This window comes from Pseudomonas protegens (assembly GCF_013407925.2).
GTDB classification, from domain to species: Bacteria; Pseudomonadota; Gammaproteobacteria; order Pseudomonadales; family Pseudomonadaceae; genus Aquipseudomonas; species Aquipseudomonas fluorescens_AP.
The window spans coordinates 5340750-5358043 of record NZ_CP060201.1; the positions used below are offsets into that span (position 1 = coordinate 5340750).

Consider the following 17294-nt stretch of genomic DNA (forward strand, 5'->3'; position numbering starts at 1 on the left):
GGGGCATGGCAGGGCAGGGCCCGCCCTCCATCGCAAGCACACTCCTGGCAGGAAACCCCATGACGGACGCGTTCGAACTCCCCAGCACCTTGGCCCAAGCCCTTCAACGCCGGGCAGTCCTGGCCCCTGATCAAGTGGCGTTGCGGTTTCTCGCCCAAGAGCAGGAGCAGAACGTGGTCCTCAGTTACCGGGACCTGGATCTTCGTGCGCGGACCATTGCCGCGGCCCTGCAAGCCAATGCCGAATTCGGAGATCGCGCGGTGCTGCTGTTCCCCAGCGGCCCGGACTACGTCGCGGCGTTCTTCGGTTGCCTGTACGCCGGGGTGATCGCGGTGCCGGCCTACCCGCCGGAGTCGACCCGGCGCCATCACCAGGAGCGGCTGCTGTCGATCCTGGCCGACGCCGAGCCACGGCTGCTGCTGACCAGCGCCGGGCTGCGCGATGCGCTGTTGCAGATGGACGAACTCAAGGCCGCGGGCGCGCCGCAACTGCTCTGTGTGGACACCCTGGACGCCGGGCTGGCCGAAGACTGGCAGGCGGTTGAGCTTAAGGACCACGACATCGCCTTCCTGCAATACACCTCCGGCTCCACCGCGCTGCCCAAGGGCGTGCAGGTCAGCCACGGCAACCTGGTGGCCAACGAATTGCTGATCCGCCGTGGTTTCGGCATCGACCTCAACCCGGACGACGTGATCGTCAGCTGGCTGCCGCTGTATCACGACATGGGCCTGATCGGCGGCCTGCTGCAACCGATCTTCAGCGGCGTGCCCTGCGTGCTGATGTCGCCGGCCTATTTCCTGGCCCGGCCGGTGCGCTGGCTGGAAGCGATCAGCGAATACGGCGGCACCATCAGCGGCGGTCCGGATTTCGCCTACCGCCTGTGCAGCGAGCGGGTCAGCGAATCGGCCCTGGAGCACCTCGACCTCAGCCGCTGGCGTGTGGCCTATTCCGGTTCCGAGCCAATCCGCCTCGACACCCTGGAAGGCTTTGCCGAGAAGTTCAGCGCCTGCGGTTTCAGCGAGCAGCATTTCCTCGCGTCCTACGGTCTGGCTGAAGCCACCCTGTTCGTCGCCGGTGGCGTGCGCGGCCAGGGCATCCCGGCCCTGCGCCTGGACGACCAGGCCCTGGCGCAGAACCGCGCCGAGCCGGGGGCGGGCAGCGCCATGATGAGTTGCGGTTTCAGCCAGCCTGAGCACGCGGTGCTGGTGATGGACCCACAGCAGCTCGGCGAATTGCCTGACAACCGCATCGGCGAAGTCTGGGCCGCCGGGCCGAGCATTGCCCACGGCTACTGGCGCAATCCCGAGGCCACGGCCAAGACCTTTGTCCAGCACGCTGGCCGCACCTGGCTGCGCACCGGCGACCTGGGTTTCCTGCGTGACGGCGAACTGTTCATCACCGGGCGCCTGAAGGACCTGCTGATCGTGCGCGGGCACAACCTGTATCCCCAGGACATCGAAAAAACCATCGAGTGCGAAGTGGAAGTGGTGCGCAAGGGCCGGGTGGCAGCGTTCGCGGTCAGCGACCAGGGCCAGGAAGGCATTGGCATCGCTGCGGAAATCAGCCGCAGCGTGCAGAAGATCCTGCCCCCCGAAGCGCTGATCAAGGCCATCCGCCAGGCCGTGGCCGAAGCCTGTCAGGAAGCGCCGAGCGTGGTGGTGCTGCTCAACCCCGGGGCCCTGCCGAAAACCTCCAGCGGCAAGTTGCAGCGTTCCGCCTGCCGCACACGGTTGGCCGATGGCAGCCTGGATCATTACGCGCTGTTCCCGCAGGCCGGTAGCGCAACAGCGGACGCGGTAGCAAGCACGGGTGACGCGCTGCAAACCCTGATCGGGCGGATCTGGCAGGAACAACTGCAATGCGCGGCAGTGGCCGCCGACGATCACTTCTTCCTCCTGGGGGGCAACTCGATTGCCGCCACCCAGGTCACGGCCCGCCTGCGCGAGGAACTGGGCCTGGAGCTGAGCCTGCGGTTGTTGTTCGAAGCGCCGACCCTGGGCGCCTTCAGCGCTGCCGTGGCGCGCCTGCAACAGGACGGCGGCGTGGCCCAGGGCAGCATTCAGGCCCTGTCGCGCCAGCAGCCGCTGCCCCAATCCCTGGCGCAGAACCGCCTGTGGATCACTTGGCAACTGGACCCGCACAGCAGCGCCTACAACATTCCCGGCGGCCTGCGCCTGCGCGGTGAGCTGGACGAAGACGCCCTGCGCGCCAGCTTCCAGCACCTGCTGCAACGCCACGAAGCGCTGCGCACGCGGTTCTTCGAGCGCGATGGCCAGGCCCTGCAACAGGTGGATGCCGCCGGCGAATTCAACCTGCAGGTGATCGATATCAGCGACCTGCCTGTGGCCGAGCGCGAAGCCCGTGCGTGGCAGATCCGCGAAGACGAAGCGCGCACCCAGTTCGACCTGGAAAAGGGCCCGCTGTACTGGGCGACCCTGATCCGCCTGGACGATGAAGAGCACCAGTTGCTGCTGACCCTGCACCACATCATTGCTGACGGTTGGTCGCTGAATGTGCTGATCGACGAGTTCTCCCGGCTCTACGCTGCCGCGGTCCAGGGCCAGCGCCTGGAGCTGGCGCCCCTGGCCCTGCAATACGCCGACTACGGCAGCTGGCAGCGCCAGTGGCTGGCCCAGGGCGAAGGCCAGCGCCAGCTGGACTACTGGAAGCAGCAACTGTCCGACGAGGCCCCGGTGCTCAGCCTGGCCACCGATCACCCGCGCTCGGCCCAGGTCCGCCACAGCGCCGCGCGCCACAGCCAGCGCCTCGGCGTGACCCTCAGCGAGGCCGTGCGCCAGACCGCCCAGGCCTGGCAGGTCACGCCGTTCATGTTGTTGCTGGCCACCTTCCAGACCCTGCTGCATCGATACAGCGGGCAGAGCGAGATCCGCATCGGCGTGCCCAACGCCAACCGCCCGCGCCTGGAAACCCAGGGCCTGCTGGGCTTCTTCATCAACACCCAGGTACTGCGCGGCCGGCTGGATGGGCGCCAGACCTTCGCCGAACTGCTGCAACAGACCCGCCGCAGCGTCCTTGAGGCCCAGGCTCACCAGGACCTGCCTTTCGAACAGTTGCTCGAAGCCTTCCCCGATGCCCGCGAGCAGGGCCTGTTCCAGGTCATGTTCAACCACCAGCAGCGCGACCTCAGCGCCCTGCGCCGCCTGCCCGGGCTGCTGGCCGAAGAGCTGCCGTGGCACAGCCGCGAGGCCAAGTTCGACCTGCAACTGCACAGCGAGGAAGACCGCAACGGCCGCCTGAGCCTGGCCTTCGACTACGCCGACGAGCTGTTCGAGGCGGCGACCATCGAGCGTCTGGCCGGGCACTTCATCAGCCTGCTGGAGCATGCCTGCCAGCAGCCGGACAGCGCCCTGGGCGACTTGTCGTTGCTCGGCAAGGCCGAAGCGGCGCAACTGCAACAATGGAGCGTGGCGCCTTGCGCGAGCGCCGAGCGCTGGTTGCCGGAACGCCTGCATGAACAACTGCAGCAGACCCCGGAGCGCACCGCGCTGCTCTGGGACGGCGGGCAACTGAGCTTTGCCGAACTCCACGCCCAGGCCAACCGCCTGGCCCATTACCTGCGGGACAAGGGCGTCGGCCCGGACGTGTGCGTGGCCATCGCCGCCGAGCGTTCGCCGCAACTGCTGATCGGCCTGCTGGCGATCATCAAGGCCGGCGGCGCCTACGTGCCCCTGGACCCGGATTACCCCGCCGAGCGCTTGGCCTACATGCTCGAAGACAGCGGCGTGCAACTGCTGCTGACCCAGACCCATCTGCTGGGCCAGATGCCCCAGGCCCCAGGTATCAGCACCATCGCCCTGGACAGCCTCAAGCTCGACAGCTGGCCGAGCCAGGCCCCGGGCCTGCACCTGGACGGCGACCACCTGGCCTACGTGATCTACACCTCCGGCTCCACCGGCCAGCCCAAGGGCGTGGGCAACACCCATCGCGCCTTGATGGAGCGCCTGCAATGGATGCAGGACAGCTACCAGCTGCAAGCCGACGATGTGCTTATGCAGAAGGCTCCCATCAGCTTCGACGTGTCGGTGTGGGAGTGCTTCTGGCCGCTGATCACTGGTTGCCGCCTGCTGCTTGCCGCCCCCGGCGAGCACCGCGATCCCCATCGCATCGCCCAGCTGGTACGGGAATATGGCGTGACCACGCTGCACTTCGTGCCGCCGCTGTTGCAGCTGTTTGTCGATGAGCCGCTGAGCGCCGAATGCCACAGCCTGCGCCGAGTGTTCTCCGGTGGCGAAGCCTTGCCCGCCGAACTGCGCAACCGGCTGTTGCAGCAGTTGCCGAACGCGCAACTGCACAACCGCTACGGCCCCACCGAAACCGCGATCAACGTCACCCATTGGCAGTGTTCGGTGGAGGACGGCGAGCGCTCGCCCATTGGCCGGCCGCTGGGCAATGTGCTGTGCCGGGTGCTGGATGCCGAGCTCAACCTGCTGCCGGTCGGGGTGCCCGGCGAGCTGTGCATCAGCGGCCAGGGCCTGGCCCGGGGTTACCTGGGACGCCCGGCGCTGACCGCCGAACGCTTTGTGGTCGACCCCCTGAGTGAGGAGGGCGCGCGCCTGTACCGCACCGGCGATCGGGTGCGCTGGTGCGCTGACGGCGTGCTGGAATACCTCGGCCGCCTCGACCAGCAGGTCAAGCTGCGGGGCTTTCGGGTCGAGCCCCAGGAAATCGAAGCCCGGCTGCTGGCCCAGGACGGCGTGGCCCAGGCCGCGGTGCTGGTGCGCGACACCGTCGCCGGCCCGCAGTTGATCGGCTACTACACCGCCCAGGCCAGCGACGAAGATGAAACCGAGCAATGTGCTCGGCTGACCACTGCCCTGGCCGCCGAACTGCCGGAGTACATGGTGCCGGCGCAGCTGCTGCGCCTGGACGCCATGCCCCTGAGCCCCAGTGGCAAGCTGGATCGCCGGGCCCTGCCGGAGCCGCAATGGCAGGTGCGCGAACACGTCGAACCGAGCACCGATCTGGAACGGCAGATCGCGCAGATCTGGCGCGAAGTGCTGGGCCAGCCACGGATCGGCCTCAAGGACGACTTCTTCGCCCTGGGCGGGCATTCGCTGCTGGCCACCCAGATCATTTCCCGCACCCGCCAGGCCTGCGACGTCGAGTTGCCACTGCGGGCGCTGTTCGAAGCCAGCGAGCTGGGGGACTTTGCCGAACAGGTGCTGCTGATCCAGCAGTCCGGCGCGCGCAACCAGCAGCCGCCGATTGCCCGGGTCGACCGCAGCCAGCCGGTGCCGCTGTCCTACTCCCAGCAGCGCATGTGGTTCCTCTGGCAGATGGAGCCCGACAGCCCGGCCTACAACGTCGGCGGCATGGCGCGGCTGTCCGGGGTGCTCGACGTGGGGCGCTTCGAGGCCGCGTTGCAGGCGTTGATCCTGCGCCACGAAACCCTGCGCACCACTTTCCCCAGCGTCAATGGCGTGGCCCATCAGCAGGTGCAGGCCTACACCGGCCTGCGCATGGCCTGGAAGGACTTCTCGGCCCTGGCTCCGGATGCCCGGCAACAACGCCTGCAACAACTGGCGGACAGCGAAGCGCACCAGCCCTTCGACCTGGAAACCGGCCCCTTGCTGCGTGCCTGCCTGGTCAAGGCCGGCGAGCAGGAGCACTACTTCGTCCTGACCCTGCACCACATCGTCACCGAAGGCTGGGCCATGGACATCTTCGCCCGCGAGCTGGGCGCGCTGTACGAAGCCTTTCTCGACGACCGCGAGTCCCCGCTGGAACCCTTGCCGGTGCAGTACCTGGACTACAGCGTGTGGCAGCGCCAGTGGCTGGAATCCGGCGAGCGCCAGCGCCAGCTGGACTACTGGACCGGGCAACTGGGCCGCGAACACCCGCTGCTGGAACTGCCCAGCGACCGGCCGCGTCCCGCGGTGCAAAGCCACCAGGGCGAGCTGTACCGCTTCGATTTGAGCGACGAACTGGCGGCCCGGGTGCGGTCCTTCAATGCCGAGCACGGCCTGACCCTGTTCATGACCATGACCGCCGCACTGTCGGTGCTGCTGTACCGCTACAGCGGCCAGAGCGACCTGCGCATCGGCGCGCCGGTGGCCAACCGCATCCGCCCGGAAAGCGAAGGGCTGATCGGCGCCTTCCTCAATACCCAGGTGCTGCGTTGCCAGCTCGACGGGCAGATGAGCGTCGGCCAGTTGCTGGAGCAGGTGCGCCACACCGTGATCGAGGGCCAGTCGCACCAGGACCTGCCCTTCGACCAACTGGTGGAAGCCTTGCAACCGCCGCGCAGCACCGCCTACAACCCGCTGTTCCAGGTGATGTGCAACGTCCAGCGCTGGGAATTCCAGCAAAGCCGGCAACTGGCGGGCATGACCGTGGACTACCTGGTCAACGATGCCCGGGCCACCAAGTTCGACCTCAACCTGGAAGTCACCGACCTGGATCAACGCCTGGGCTGCTGCCTGACCTACAGCACCGACCTGTTCGACGAGCCGCGGATTGCGCGCATGGCCGCCCATTGGCGCAACCTGCTGCAGGCCCTGATTGACGATCCGCAACGGCGCCTGTGCGAACTGCCGCTGCTGCACGCCGAGGAACAGCAGCAACTGCTGGACAGCCTGAGCGTCGAGCCCGGCGAGCACCGCCTGGACCAGTGCATCCACCACCTGTTCAGCGAACAGGCCCTGGCCCGTCGCGACGCCCCGGCCCTGACCTTCGCCGGGCAGACCCTGAGCTACAGCGAACTGGACAGCCGCGCCAACCGCCTGGCCTGGATGCTTCGTGAGCGTGGCGTGGGCCCGCAGGTGCGGGTCGGCCTGGCCCTGGAGCGCTCCCTGGAGATGGTCGTCGGCCTGCTGGCGATCCTCAAGGCCGGCGGCGCCTACGTGCCGCTGGACCCGGAATACCCGCTGGACCGCCTGCACTACATGATCGAAGACAGCGGCATTGGTTTGCTGCTCAGCGATGCGCGGATGTTCGCCGCCCTGGGCGAGTTGCCGGCGAGTGTCGGTCGTTGGTGCCTGGAGGAGGACGGCGCGTTGCTGGCCGACTACCCGGCCAGCGAATTGCCCTTTATCAGCCTGCCCCAGCATCAGGCGTACCTGATCTACACCTCCGGCTCCACCGGCCAGCCCAAGGGCGTGGTGGTGTCCCACGGGGAAATCGCCATGCACTGCCAGGCGGTGATCCGCCGCTTCGGCATGCGCCCGGACGACTGCGAGCTGCACTTCTATTCCATCAACTTCGACGCCGCCACCGAGCGCCTGCTGGTGCCGCTGCTCAGCGGCGCCCAGTTGGTACTGCGAGCACAAGGGCAGTGGGACGCCGAAGAGATCTGCCAACTGATCCGTCAGCACCGCATCAGCATCCTCGGCTTCACCCCGAGCTACGGCAGCCAGTTGGCCCAGCATCTGGCCATCCAGCAGCAGACCCTGCCGGTGCGCATGTGCATCACCGGCGGCGAGGCCCTGACCGGCGAGCACCTGCAACGCATTCGCGCGGCGTTCCAGCCGAACCTGTTCTTCAACGCCTACGGCCCCACCGAAACTGTGGTCATGCCCCTGGCCAGCCTGGCGCCGCAGCAGTTGGCCGAAGGCGTGGCCAGCGTGCCCATCGGCCGCATTGTCGGGGCGCGGGTGGCTTACATTCTCGATGCTGATCTGGCGCTGGTTCCCCAAGGGGCGACCGGCGAGCTGTATGTCGGCGGCGCCGGCCTGGCCCAGGGGTATCACCGTCGTCCGGGGATGAGTGCCGAGCGTTTCGTGGCTGATCCGTTCTCCGGCGATGGCGGGCGCCTGTATCGCACCGGCGATCTGGTGCGCCAGTGCGCCGATGGCCAGCTGGAGTACATCGGCCGGGTCGACCATCAGGTGAAGATTCGCGGTTTCCGCATCGAACTGGGGGAGATCGAAACCCGTCTGCTGGATCATCCGGCCGTGCGTGAAGCGGTGGTGCTGGCCCTGGACACCCCGGCCGGCAAGCAGCTGGCCGGTTACCTGGTGACCGAGGTGGCCGAGCACAACGAGGCGCAGCAGGCCAACCTGCGTGAAGCCCTCAAGCAGCAGCTGAAAACCCAGTTGCCGGACTATATGGTGCCGACCCACCTGATCCTGCTGGAGAGCATGCCGCTGACCGCTAACGGCAAGCTCGACCGCCGGGCCCTGCCGATGCCGGACCCGGAGCTCAACCGCCAGCAGTACGTGGCGCCGAGCAATGATCTGGAGCAGACCCTGGCCAAGGTCTGGGGCGAAGTGTTGAACGTGCAGCAAGTGGGCCTCAACGACAACTTCTTCGAACTGGGGGGCGACTCGATCCTGTCGATCCAGGTGGTCAGCCGTGCTCGCCAGCTGGGGCTGCACTTCACCCCGCGCGACCTGTTCCAGCACCAGACCGTGCAGACCCTGGCCCGGGTCGCCAGCCACACTCAGCGCGTCAGCGCCGAGCAGGGCCCGCTCAGTGGCGAGGCGCCGCTGACGCCGATCCAGCACTGGTTCTTCGACAGCCGTATTCCCCAGCCGCAGCACTGGAACCAGGCGCTGCTGCTGGAGCCGCTGGGCGTGCTCGATGCGCAACGGCTGGAGCAAGCGCTGCTGGCGGTGCTGGAGCAGCACGACGCCCTGCGCCTGCGTTTCTCTCAAGCGGACGGTCAGTGGCGCGCCGAGTACCTGCCGCTGTCCGACGCGCCGGTGCTGTGGCAAGTGCGGGTGCCGTCCATGGCCACCTGCGAGGCGCTGTTCGCCGATGCCCAGCGCAGCCTCGACCTGGAACACGGGCCGCTGCTGCGGGCGGTGTTGGTGGACGGGCCGGAAGGCGAGCAGCGCCTGCTGCTGGCGATCCACCATTTGGTGGTGGATGGCGTGTCCTGGCGCGTGCTGCTGGAGGATTTGCAGAACGCCTATCGTCAGCTGCAAGCCGGGCAGGCTCTGAACCTGCCGGCCAAGACCAGCGCATTGCGCGACTGGTCGAGCCGCCTGCAAGCCTATGCCGGCAGCGAATCCCTGCGTGAAGAACTGAACTGGTGGCAGCAGCAACTGGCCGGCCCCGCCGCGCAACTGCCGGGCTTGAATGCCGCCGGTAGCCAGCAGCATCAGCAGGCCCAAAGCCACAGCGTGACCCTGGATGCCGAGCGCACCCGTCAGCTGTTGCAACAGGCCCCGGCGGCCTACCGCACCCAGGTCAACGACCTGCTGCTGACCGCCCTGGCCCGGGTGCTGTGCCGCTGGAGCGGGCAGCCTTCGGCCCTGGTGCAACTGGAAGGCCACGGCCGCGAGGCGCTGTTCGACGAGATCGACCTGACCCGTAGCGTCGGCTGGTTCACCAGCGCCTATCCGCTGCGCCTGACCCCGTTGCAAGTGGAAGAAGCGGCCGGGCAGGGGGCCTCGATCAAGGCCATCAAGGAACAACTGCGAGCCGTACCGCACAAGGGCCTGGGCTACGGCGTGCTGCGCTACCTGGCCGATGACGCCTGCCGCGAAGCCTTGGCGGCGCTGCCGCTGGCGCCGGTGACCTTCAACTACCTGGGGCAGTTCGACCAGAGCTTCGGCGCCGATGCCTTGCTGCGTCCGCTGGATGAGTCCGTTGGTCCGACCCATGCACCTGAAGCACCGTTGCCCAACGAGCTGAGCATCGACAGCCAGGTCTATGGCGGCGAGCTGGTGCTGCGCTGGACTTACAGCGGCGAGCGTTTCGATGCCGAGCTGATCGGCGAACTGGCGGACGCCTACCTGGGCGAGCTGCACAGCCTGATCGCTCATTGCCTGAAGGACGATGCCGGTGGCCTGACGCCGTCGGACTTCCCCCTGGCGCGCCTGACCCAGGCCCAGCTCGATGGCCTGCCGGTGCCGGCTGTGCAGATCGAAGACGTCTACCCGCTGACCCCGATGCAGGAAGGCATGCTGCTGCACACCCTGCTGGAGCCGGGCACCGGCCTGTATTACATGCAGGACCGCTACCGCATCAACAGCGAGCTGGACCCGGAGCGTTTCGCCCAGGCCTGGCAGGTGGTGGTGGCGCGCCACGAGGCCTTGCGCGCGTCTTTTTGCTGGAACGTCGGCGAAGACATGCTGCAGGTTATCCACAAGCCGGGCCGCACCCCGATCGAGTTCCTCGACTGGAGCGCGGTGCCCGAAGCCGAGCAGGAACCCAAGCTGCAAGCCCTGCACAAACAGGAGCGCGAGGCCGGTTTCGATCTGCTCAATCAGGCGCCGTTCCACCTGCGGCTGATCCGCGTCGGTGCGGCCCGTTACTGGTTCATGATGAGCAACCACCACATCCTCATCGATGCCTGGTGCCGCTCGCTGCTGATGAACGACTTCTTCGAGATTTACACCGCTCTGGGCGAAGGCCGCGAGGTGCAGTTGGCGGTACCGCCGCGTTACCGCGACTACATCGGCTGGTTGCAACACCAGAGCCTGTCCGAGGCGCGGCAGTGGTGGCGGCACAACCTTGAAGGCTTTGAACGCACCACGCCGATCCCCAGCGACCGGCCGTTCCTGCGCGAACACGCCGGCGACAGCGGCGGCATGATCGTCGGCGACTGCTACACCCGCCTGGATGCCCGGGACGGCGCGCAACTGCGGGAACTGGCGCAACAGCATCAGCTGACCGTCAACACCTTTGCCCAGGCTGCCTGGGCCCTGGTGCTGCGGCGCATGAGCGGCGATCGCGACGTATTGTTCGGCGTTACCGTGGCCGGGCGTCCGGTGGACATGCCGGAGATGCAACGCACCGTCGGCCTGTTCATCAACAGCATCGCGCTGCGGGTCAAGCTGCCCGAGGAGGGCCAGCGTTGCAGCGTGCGCCAGTGGCTCGGCGACTTGCTCGATCGCAACATGCAACTGCGCGAATACGAGTACCTGCCGCTGGTGGCGATTCAGGAGTGCAGCGAACTGCCCAAGGGCCAACCGCTGTTCGACAGCCTGTTCGTGTTCGAAAACGCCCCGGTGGAAGTCTCGGTGCTGGACCGCGCCCAGAGCCTGAACGCCAGTTCGGATTCGGGCCGCACCCACACCAACTTCCCGATCACCGCGGTGTGCTACCCGGGGGATGACCTGGGCCTGCACCTGTCCTACGACCAGCGCTACTTCGAACAGGCGACCATCGAGCGCCTGCTCGGCGAGTTCAAGCGCCTGCTGCTGGCGCTGATGCAGGGCTTGCATGGCGACATGGCCGAACTGGCGCTGCTGGGCGAAGAAGAGCAGGACTTCCTGCTGGCCGGCTGCAACCAGAGCGCGCATGAGTACCCGCTGGAGAGCAGCTACGTCGAGCTGTTCGAGGCCCGGGTGGCGGCCCATCCGCAGCGCGTGGCCGCCAGTTGCCTGGACCGGCGCTACAGCTACGCTGAGTTGAACCGCTACAGCAACCGCCTGGGCCATGCCTTGATTGCCAACGGCGTGGGCTTTGATCAGCCAGTGGCCTTGCTGGCCGAGCGCGGCCTGGAACTCTTGGGCATGATCATCGGCAGCTTCAAGGCCGGGGCCGGCTACCTGCCCCTGGACCCGGGCCTGCCGAGCCAGCGCCTGGGGCGCATCATCGAGCTCAGTCGCACGCCGATCCTGGTCTGCAGCGCGGCCTGCCGCGAACAGGCCCTGGCCCTGCTGGACGAGTTCGCCTGTGCCGGGCGGCCACGATTGCTGGTCTGGGAAGAGCTGCAAGGCGCCGGGCATGCCGAGCACAATCCGGGCCGCTACAGCGCGCCGGATAACCTGGCCTACGTGATCTACACCTCCGGTTCCACCGGCCTGCCCAAGGGCGTGATGGTGGAGCAGCGCGGCATGCTCAACAACCAGCTGAGCAAGGTGCCGTACCTGCACCTGAGCGAAGCCGACGTGATCGCCCAGACCGCGTCCCAGAGCTTCGATATTTCGGTCTGGCAGTTCCTTGCCGCGCCGCTGTTCGGCGCCCGGGTCGACATTGTGCCCAACACCATCGCTCACGATCCCCAGGGCCTCTTGGCCCATGTCGAGGAGCAGGGCATCACGGTGCTGGAGAGCGTGCCGTCGCTGATCCAGGGCATGCTCGCCCAGGACGCCATCGCCCTGGATGGCCTGCGCTGGATGCTGCCCACCGGCGAGGCCATGCCACCGGAGTTGGCGCACCAGTGGTTGCTGCGTTATCCACAGATCGGTTTGGTCAACGCCTACGGCCCGGCGGAATGTTCCGATGACGTGGCCTTCTTCCGCGTCGATCTGGCATCGACCCGGGGCGCCTACCTGCCCATCGGTACGCCCACCGACAACAACCGGCTGTACCTGATGGACGAAGCCCTGGCGCTGGTGCCCCTGGGCGCCGTCGGCGAGCTGTGCGTAGCCGGCACCGGGGTCGGTCGTGGCTACGTCAGCGACCCAGTGCGTACCGCGCTGGCTTTCGTGCCCCATCCGTTCGGTGCGGCGGGCGAACGCCTGTACCGCACCGGCGACCTGGCACGCCGGCGCAGCGACGGCGTACTGGAATACGTCGGCCGTATCGACCATCAAGTGAAGATCCGTGGCTACCGTATCGAACTGGGCGAGATCGAAGCACGCCTGCATGAACAGCCGGAACTGCGCGATGCCGCCGTGGGTGTGCAGGAAGGGGTCAACGGCAAGCACCTGGTGGGCTACCTGGTGGCCAGTGACTCCAGCCTGAGCCCGAGCGAATGCCTGGAGCGGATCAAGCCGCGGCTGCGCGCCGAACTGCCGGAATACATGGTGCCGCTGCACTGGCTGTGGCTGCAGCGCCTGCCGCTCAACGCCAACGGCAAGCTCGATCGCAAGGCCTTGCCGGCCCTGGAGATCGGTCAGTTGCAGAGCCAGGACTATCAAGCGCCGGGCAATGAACTGGAGCAAACCCTGGCCGATATCTGGGCCGAGGTGCTCAAAGTCGAACGAGTGGGCGTGCGCGACAACTTCTTCGAGTTGGGCGGGCATTCCCTGCTGGCGACCCAGATTGCCTCGCGGGTGCAGAAAACCCTGCAACGCAACGTACCGCTGCGGGCCATGTTCGAATGCAGCACGGTGCAGGAACTGGCCGCCTACATCGACGGCCTGGGGGCCAATGCAATCAGCGAGGAGAAAGTGGATCGGCTGAGCGACCTGATGGCCGAACTGGAGGGCCTGTAGAACGGTTGTGGCGAGGGAGCTTGCTCCCGCTGGGTGGCGCAGCCACCCCAATGGCTGCACCTGCGTTCCTTCAGGACGATCGCAGACTCAGGCTTTACGGCCGCTGCGCGCCCGAGCGGGAGCAAGCTCCCTCGCCACAAGGGGGGCTTCGGCCTGTCCGCTGATCCTTGCTATAGTCCGCCGCGCATTGCCCGACAGCAGCCCTGTCGGGCTTTGTCGTTTCAGACAGTTCAAGGACCGGAACCATGGCAGAACAGCTTTACTGGCACGACATCGAAGATACGTTGGGCAACTGGAGTGGCCTGGGTGTCGAAGTGCAGCCAAATGCCACGGACAAACCGCCGCTGTACCTGCGCACCGGCGCCAATGCCCGGATCAAGCTGATGCACCATGACACGCCATTGTTCTGGGCCACCCTGGCCCGCGACCACGGCGGCGTCTGGCTGGTGCGCAACCCGCTGGCCGAGGGCGCCGAATGCCGGTTGCTGGCACCCATCGACTCAGCCACGGTCGAACAGCACGCGGCGCTGGCGCCCGAGCGGCGGATAAAGGCCTGGAGCCGCTATTTCGTCAGCCGCCTGAGTGACAGTGCCCGGCACTTTCTCACCCCCGGTTACTGGCTGGCCCAGGGCCTGCTGCCGGAGCCTGGCAGCACCGCGCGCGGTCTGGACAACTGGTGCTTCAGCTCGCGGGACGATGCCCTGAGCCACCTGCCCAACTGGCGACTGTACGGCGAGGATTTTCTCGACAAGCTGCAACCCCAGACCCTGGAATGGATCGACTGGTGGCACGGCGGCGGCAAACTCATTGGCCTGCACCGTGTCGACCCTGAGGCCGGGCGCTTGAAGTGGTGGCGTAAAAAGGCTCGCGAAGGCAGCCTGCCGCCGGTGCTGCTGTGGTACGTCGGCGGGCTGGCGTCCTATGTGGTGATCGACGGCCATTACCGTTTGCAGGCGGCCCTGGCGGAAAACCTCGCGCCGGCGTTCATCGTACTCAGCGCCACCCGGGTGCGCGACTTCGCGCCCAGCCCCGAGCACCAGCAACGGGTCATGGACTCGTTGCGCAAGCGCGGCGACGCGGTGCCGCGCAACCAGGCCCTGAGCACCGATAACCTCAACCGGGTGTTGATCCAGGCCTTCGATGACCGGCCGCAGTACCGCAGCGCCACCCAGGCCTGGGCCAGCCACGAGCCGGACTCACAGTGGTGCGACGAAGTGCGTCAGTGCCTGAGCGGGCAGGGGCTTGAGCAAGAGCTGGAAGCGGTCATCGCCCGGCGTGGGTAGGGCGCTGACCGCCTTCGCTGGCAAGCCAGCTCCTACAGGCGAAAGCGTCCTCCAGACATCTGCTATATTCGCGTCCGCCTGCCGCAGGACCGGTCATTGATCAAGGATTAGGGACAATCGTGGAACAGATTTTCTGGCGTGACATCGAGGATTTGGCCGGCCAGTGGAACGGCCTCGGCGTAGACGTCAAACGCCCGGCCAGCGGCAAGCCCAACCTGTGCCTGCTCAGTGGCAACAACTGCCGTATGCAGCTGGTGCTCGGCGACCAGACCCTGCTCTGGGGCACCATGTCCCGCTGCCTGTATGGCGTGTGGCTGGTGCGCAATCACCTGCCGGAGCAACTGCCGCAAACCCTGGTGGGCCCCATCGACTCGCCTCAGGTGGAACAACAGGCGCGCCTCGACCCGGCGCTGCGCCTCAAGGCCTGGAGCCGCTTCTTCGTCGAACAACTGATGCAGCACCAGCCGGACTTCTTTTACCCCGGCTACTGGCTGGTGCGGGCCCTGCGCCCGGCATCGCAGAAACCCATGCGGCCGCTGCTCAGCGGCACCGAAGCCTGGTACTTCAAGGGCGGTGAAGATGCCCTGAGCCATATGCCGCAGTGGGCGATCCATGGGCGCAACATCCTCGACAACCAACAGGCCGGTACGGCGCGCTGGGTCGGGTTGGGGGAGTACGGTGGCGCAGTAGTCGGCCTGCATGCCGTGGACCCGCATTCCGGCCGTCTCAAATGGTGGCGCAAGAAAGCCCGCGAAGGCAGCTTGCCGCCGATCCTGCTGTGGTACGTCACCGGTCTGAGCTGTTATCTGATTCTCGATGGCCATTACCGCCTGCAGGCGGCCATCGATGAAAACCTGCCGCCGGAGTTCCTGGTGGTCAGCTCGCCGCGGCTCTACCGCTATCGCCCCAACCCGCAAGAGCAGCAGAAGGTGCTGGGGGCGCTGCAAGTGCAAATCCAGCGCAAAAAACTGGACACCGGGCGCTTCAACCAGTTGCTGATCAGCACCTTCGATGATCGGCCGTATCACGGCTTTGGCAGCCAGTCCTGGGCGGGGATTGCTTCTGAGCAGGTGTGGATCGACCAGGTCAGCGGCATCCTCGAGGAGCGCGGAGGCCTGAGCGACCTGGAAGAAATCCTCGAACGCGAAGCGCCGGAAGAATATCGCTGAGTCCCAGCCCTAAGGCGTACACGCCCTCTGTAGGAGCTGGCTTGCCAGCGAAGAGGCCCGCAAGCCATGCGCCAACCTGACGGACGCCTTCGCCGGCAAGCCGGTTGTAAGGTCGCTGGAATGGCGTTTAGTCGCTTTCTTTTGTAAGGCAAATCCGAGAAACTGCGGGCCGCTTGAATGCGCCTGGTGGGCGGGCTAGGGTTCCGGAGCCATCGCCCAATCGATGGCTCGGATGTGCAAGTCCGACTGTTACCAGACGCATAAGCGCTCAGTCATGCCTGAGCGATTTCATGTTCGCCGTGTTATGGCGGCCGTGCGCGGGAGATCTTCGGATCTGCCGGGGTTCTGGTAACTCGGTCTTGCACACCCGCGTATGGCTGCCACCTTATTCGTGTGCAAGCGAACGGTGTCGGCTCCTTGTCATTACCAGGAGTTTGACCATGAAAAAGCTCGTCCCCGATCCCCCCACTTCCTACCGCGATCCCGCCCTTAAAGCTGCCAACGCCACCCTGCGCGTGGCCCTGGCCCAGCAACCGCTGGACACCGCGCTGTTCCAGCTCACGACCCAAGCCAAACCCGTTTCCCCCGACTCGCTGTTCAGCGTGCGCGAAGGCGTCAGCGCCGAAGAGGCCTTGGTGCACGTGGCGTTGTTGCTCAAATGCGCCGAAGAGGTCTGCGATGAAATCACCCAGCAGGGCAGCGGCCTGGAGCGCGGGCTGATCTGGTCCATGGTGCATTCGGTGGAGATGGCCCGCACGGTGGTGGAGGCCTTGCTCGACGGCCAGCGCGGGCCTTGAATCCGGGCATCTCCTGATACGTTTTTGTCGCCCCGGTCCGATTGACTGAGCCTGGTTCACGGCACAGTCTGTCGGACCTTTTTCGTCATTTCCCTACAGGAGCTAGCCGATGCCCTTTGCGACCATCGATGGACAACCGTTGCACTACCTTGACCAGGGCCAGGGGCCGGTGGTGTTCCTGGCCGGCAGTTATTTATGGGACACCAGCATGTGGGCGCCGCAGATCGAGGCGTTGTCGGCGCAGTACCGGGTGATTGCCGTGGACCTGTGGGGCCATGGCCTGTCCGGCCCGCTGCCTGAAGGTACGGCGTCGCTGGACGATGTGGCGCGGCAGATGCTGGCCTTGCTCGACCATTTGCACATCGAGCGGGTGACGTTGGTGGGCTTGTCGGTGGGCGGCATGTGGGGCGCGCGGCTGGCCCTGGCGGCGCCGCAGCGCATCGACGGTCTGGTGCTGATGGACACTTACCTGGGCGCCGAGCCTGAGCCGACCCGGCAGTATTACTTTTCCCTGTTCCAGCAGATCGAGGACAGCGGCCTGATCGCCGAGCCGCTGCTGGATATCGTGGTGCCGATCTTCTTCCGTCCGGGTATCGATCGGCAGTCGGCGCTGTTCCAGGATTTTCGCGCCAGCCTCGCGGCGCTGCCGACCGAGCGCCTGCGCCAGAGCGTGATTCCCATGGGGCGCATCACCTTCAGCCGGGCGGATGTGCTGGATCAGCTGCAGCGCCTGGATGGGCCGAACACCTTGTTGCTGTGTGGCGATCAGGACCAGCCGCGGCCACCTGCGGAAACCGTCGAGATGGCCGAGCGCATCGGCTGCCCTTATCAGCTGGTGCCCGAGGCCGGGCATATCTCCAGTCGTGAGAATCCCGAGTTCGTGACCCGGGCCTTGCTGGCGTTTTTACAGCGCCACGATTGAAGCCTGATTCTTCCGAGCTGGCTTGCCGGCCAAAAGGCCCGCAAGCC

At 66.5% G+C, this 17294-nt stretch carries 5 protein-coding genes; all 5 read left to right on the forward strand.

What is annotated here, in order from left to right; all coding sequences use genetic code 11:
- Positions 1-59 precede the first annotated feature (59 nt).
- The 5 genes from GGI48_RS24935 to GGI48_RS24955 all read left to right on the forward strand — a co-directional run bounded on the left by GGI48_RS24935 (position 60) and on the right by GGI48_RS24955 (position 17247).
- A complete protein-coding gene (locus GGI48_RS24935; protein ID WP_179600454.1) occupies positions 60-13076 on the forward strand; it encodes a non-ribosomal peptide synthetase in 13017 nt (4338 codons plus the stop codon).
- A gap of 245 nt (positions 13077-13321) precedes the next feature.
- Positions 13322-14359: a hypothetical protein gene (locus GGI48_RS24940; RefSeq protein ID WP_179600456.1), complete on the forward strand. Its 1038-nt coding sequence runs from the start codon at positions 13322-13324 to the stop codon at positions 14357-14359.
- Between the two features lie 119 nt (positions 14360-14478).
- Positions 14479-15528 carry a hypothetical protein gene (locus GGI48_RS24945; RefSeq protein WP_179600458.1) on the forward strand — a complete coding sequence of 350 codons (1050 nt, stop codon included), beginning with the start codon at positions 14479-14481 and terminating at the stop codon, positions 15526-15528.
- Positions 15529-15968: 440 nt separating this feature from the next.
- Positions 15969-16325 carry a hypothetical protein gene (locus GGI48_RS24950; RefSeq protein ID WP_179600460.1) on the forward strand — a complete coding sequence of 119 codons (357 nt, stop codon included), beginning with the start codon at positions 15969-15971 and terminating at the stop codon, positions 16323-16325.
- Between the two features lie 109 nt (positions 16326-16434).
- The gene (locus GGI48_RS24955) at positions 16435-17247 is read left to right on the forward strand and encodes an alpha/beta fold hydrolase (protein ID WP_179600462.1); all 813 of its coding nucleotides are present in this window, start codon (positions 16435-16437) and stop codon (positions 17245-17247) included.
- Positions 17248-17294 lie beyond the last annotated feature (47 nt).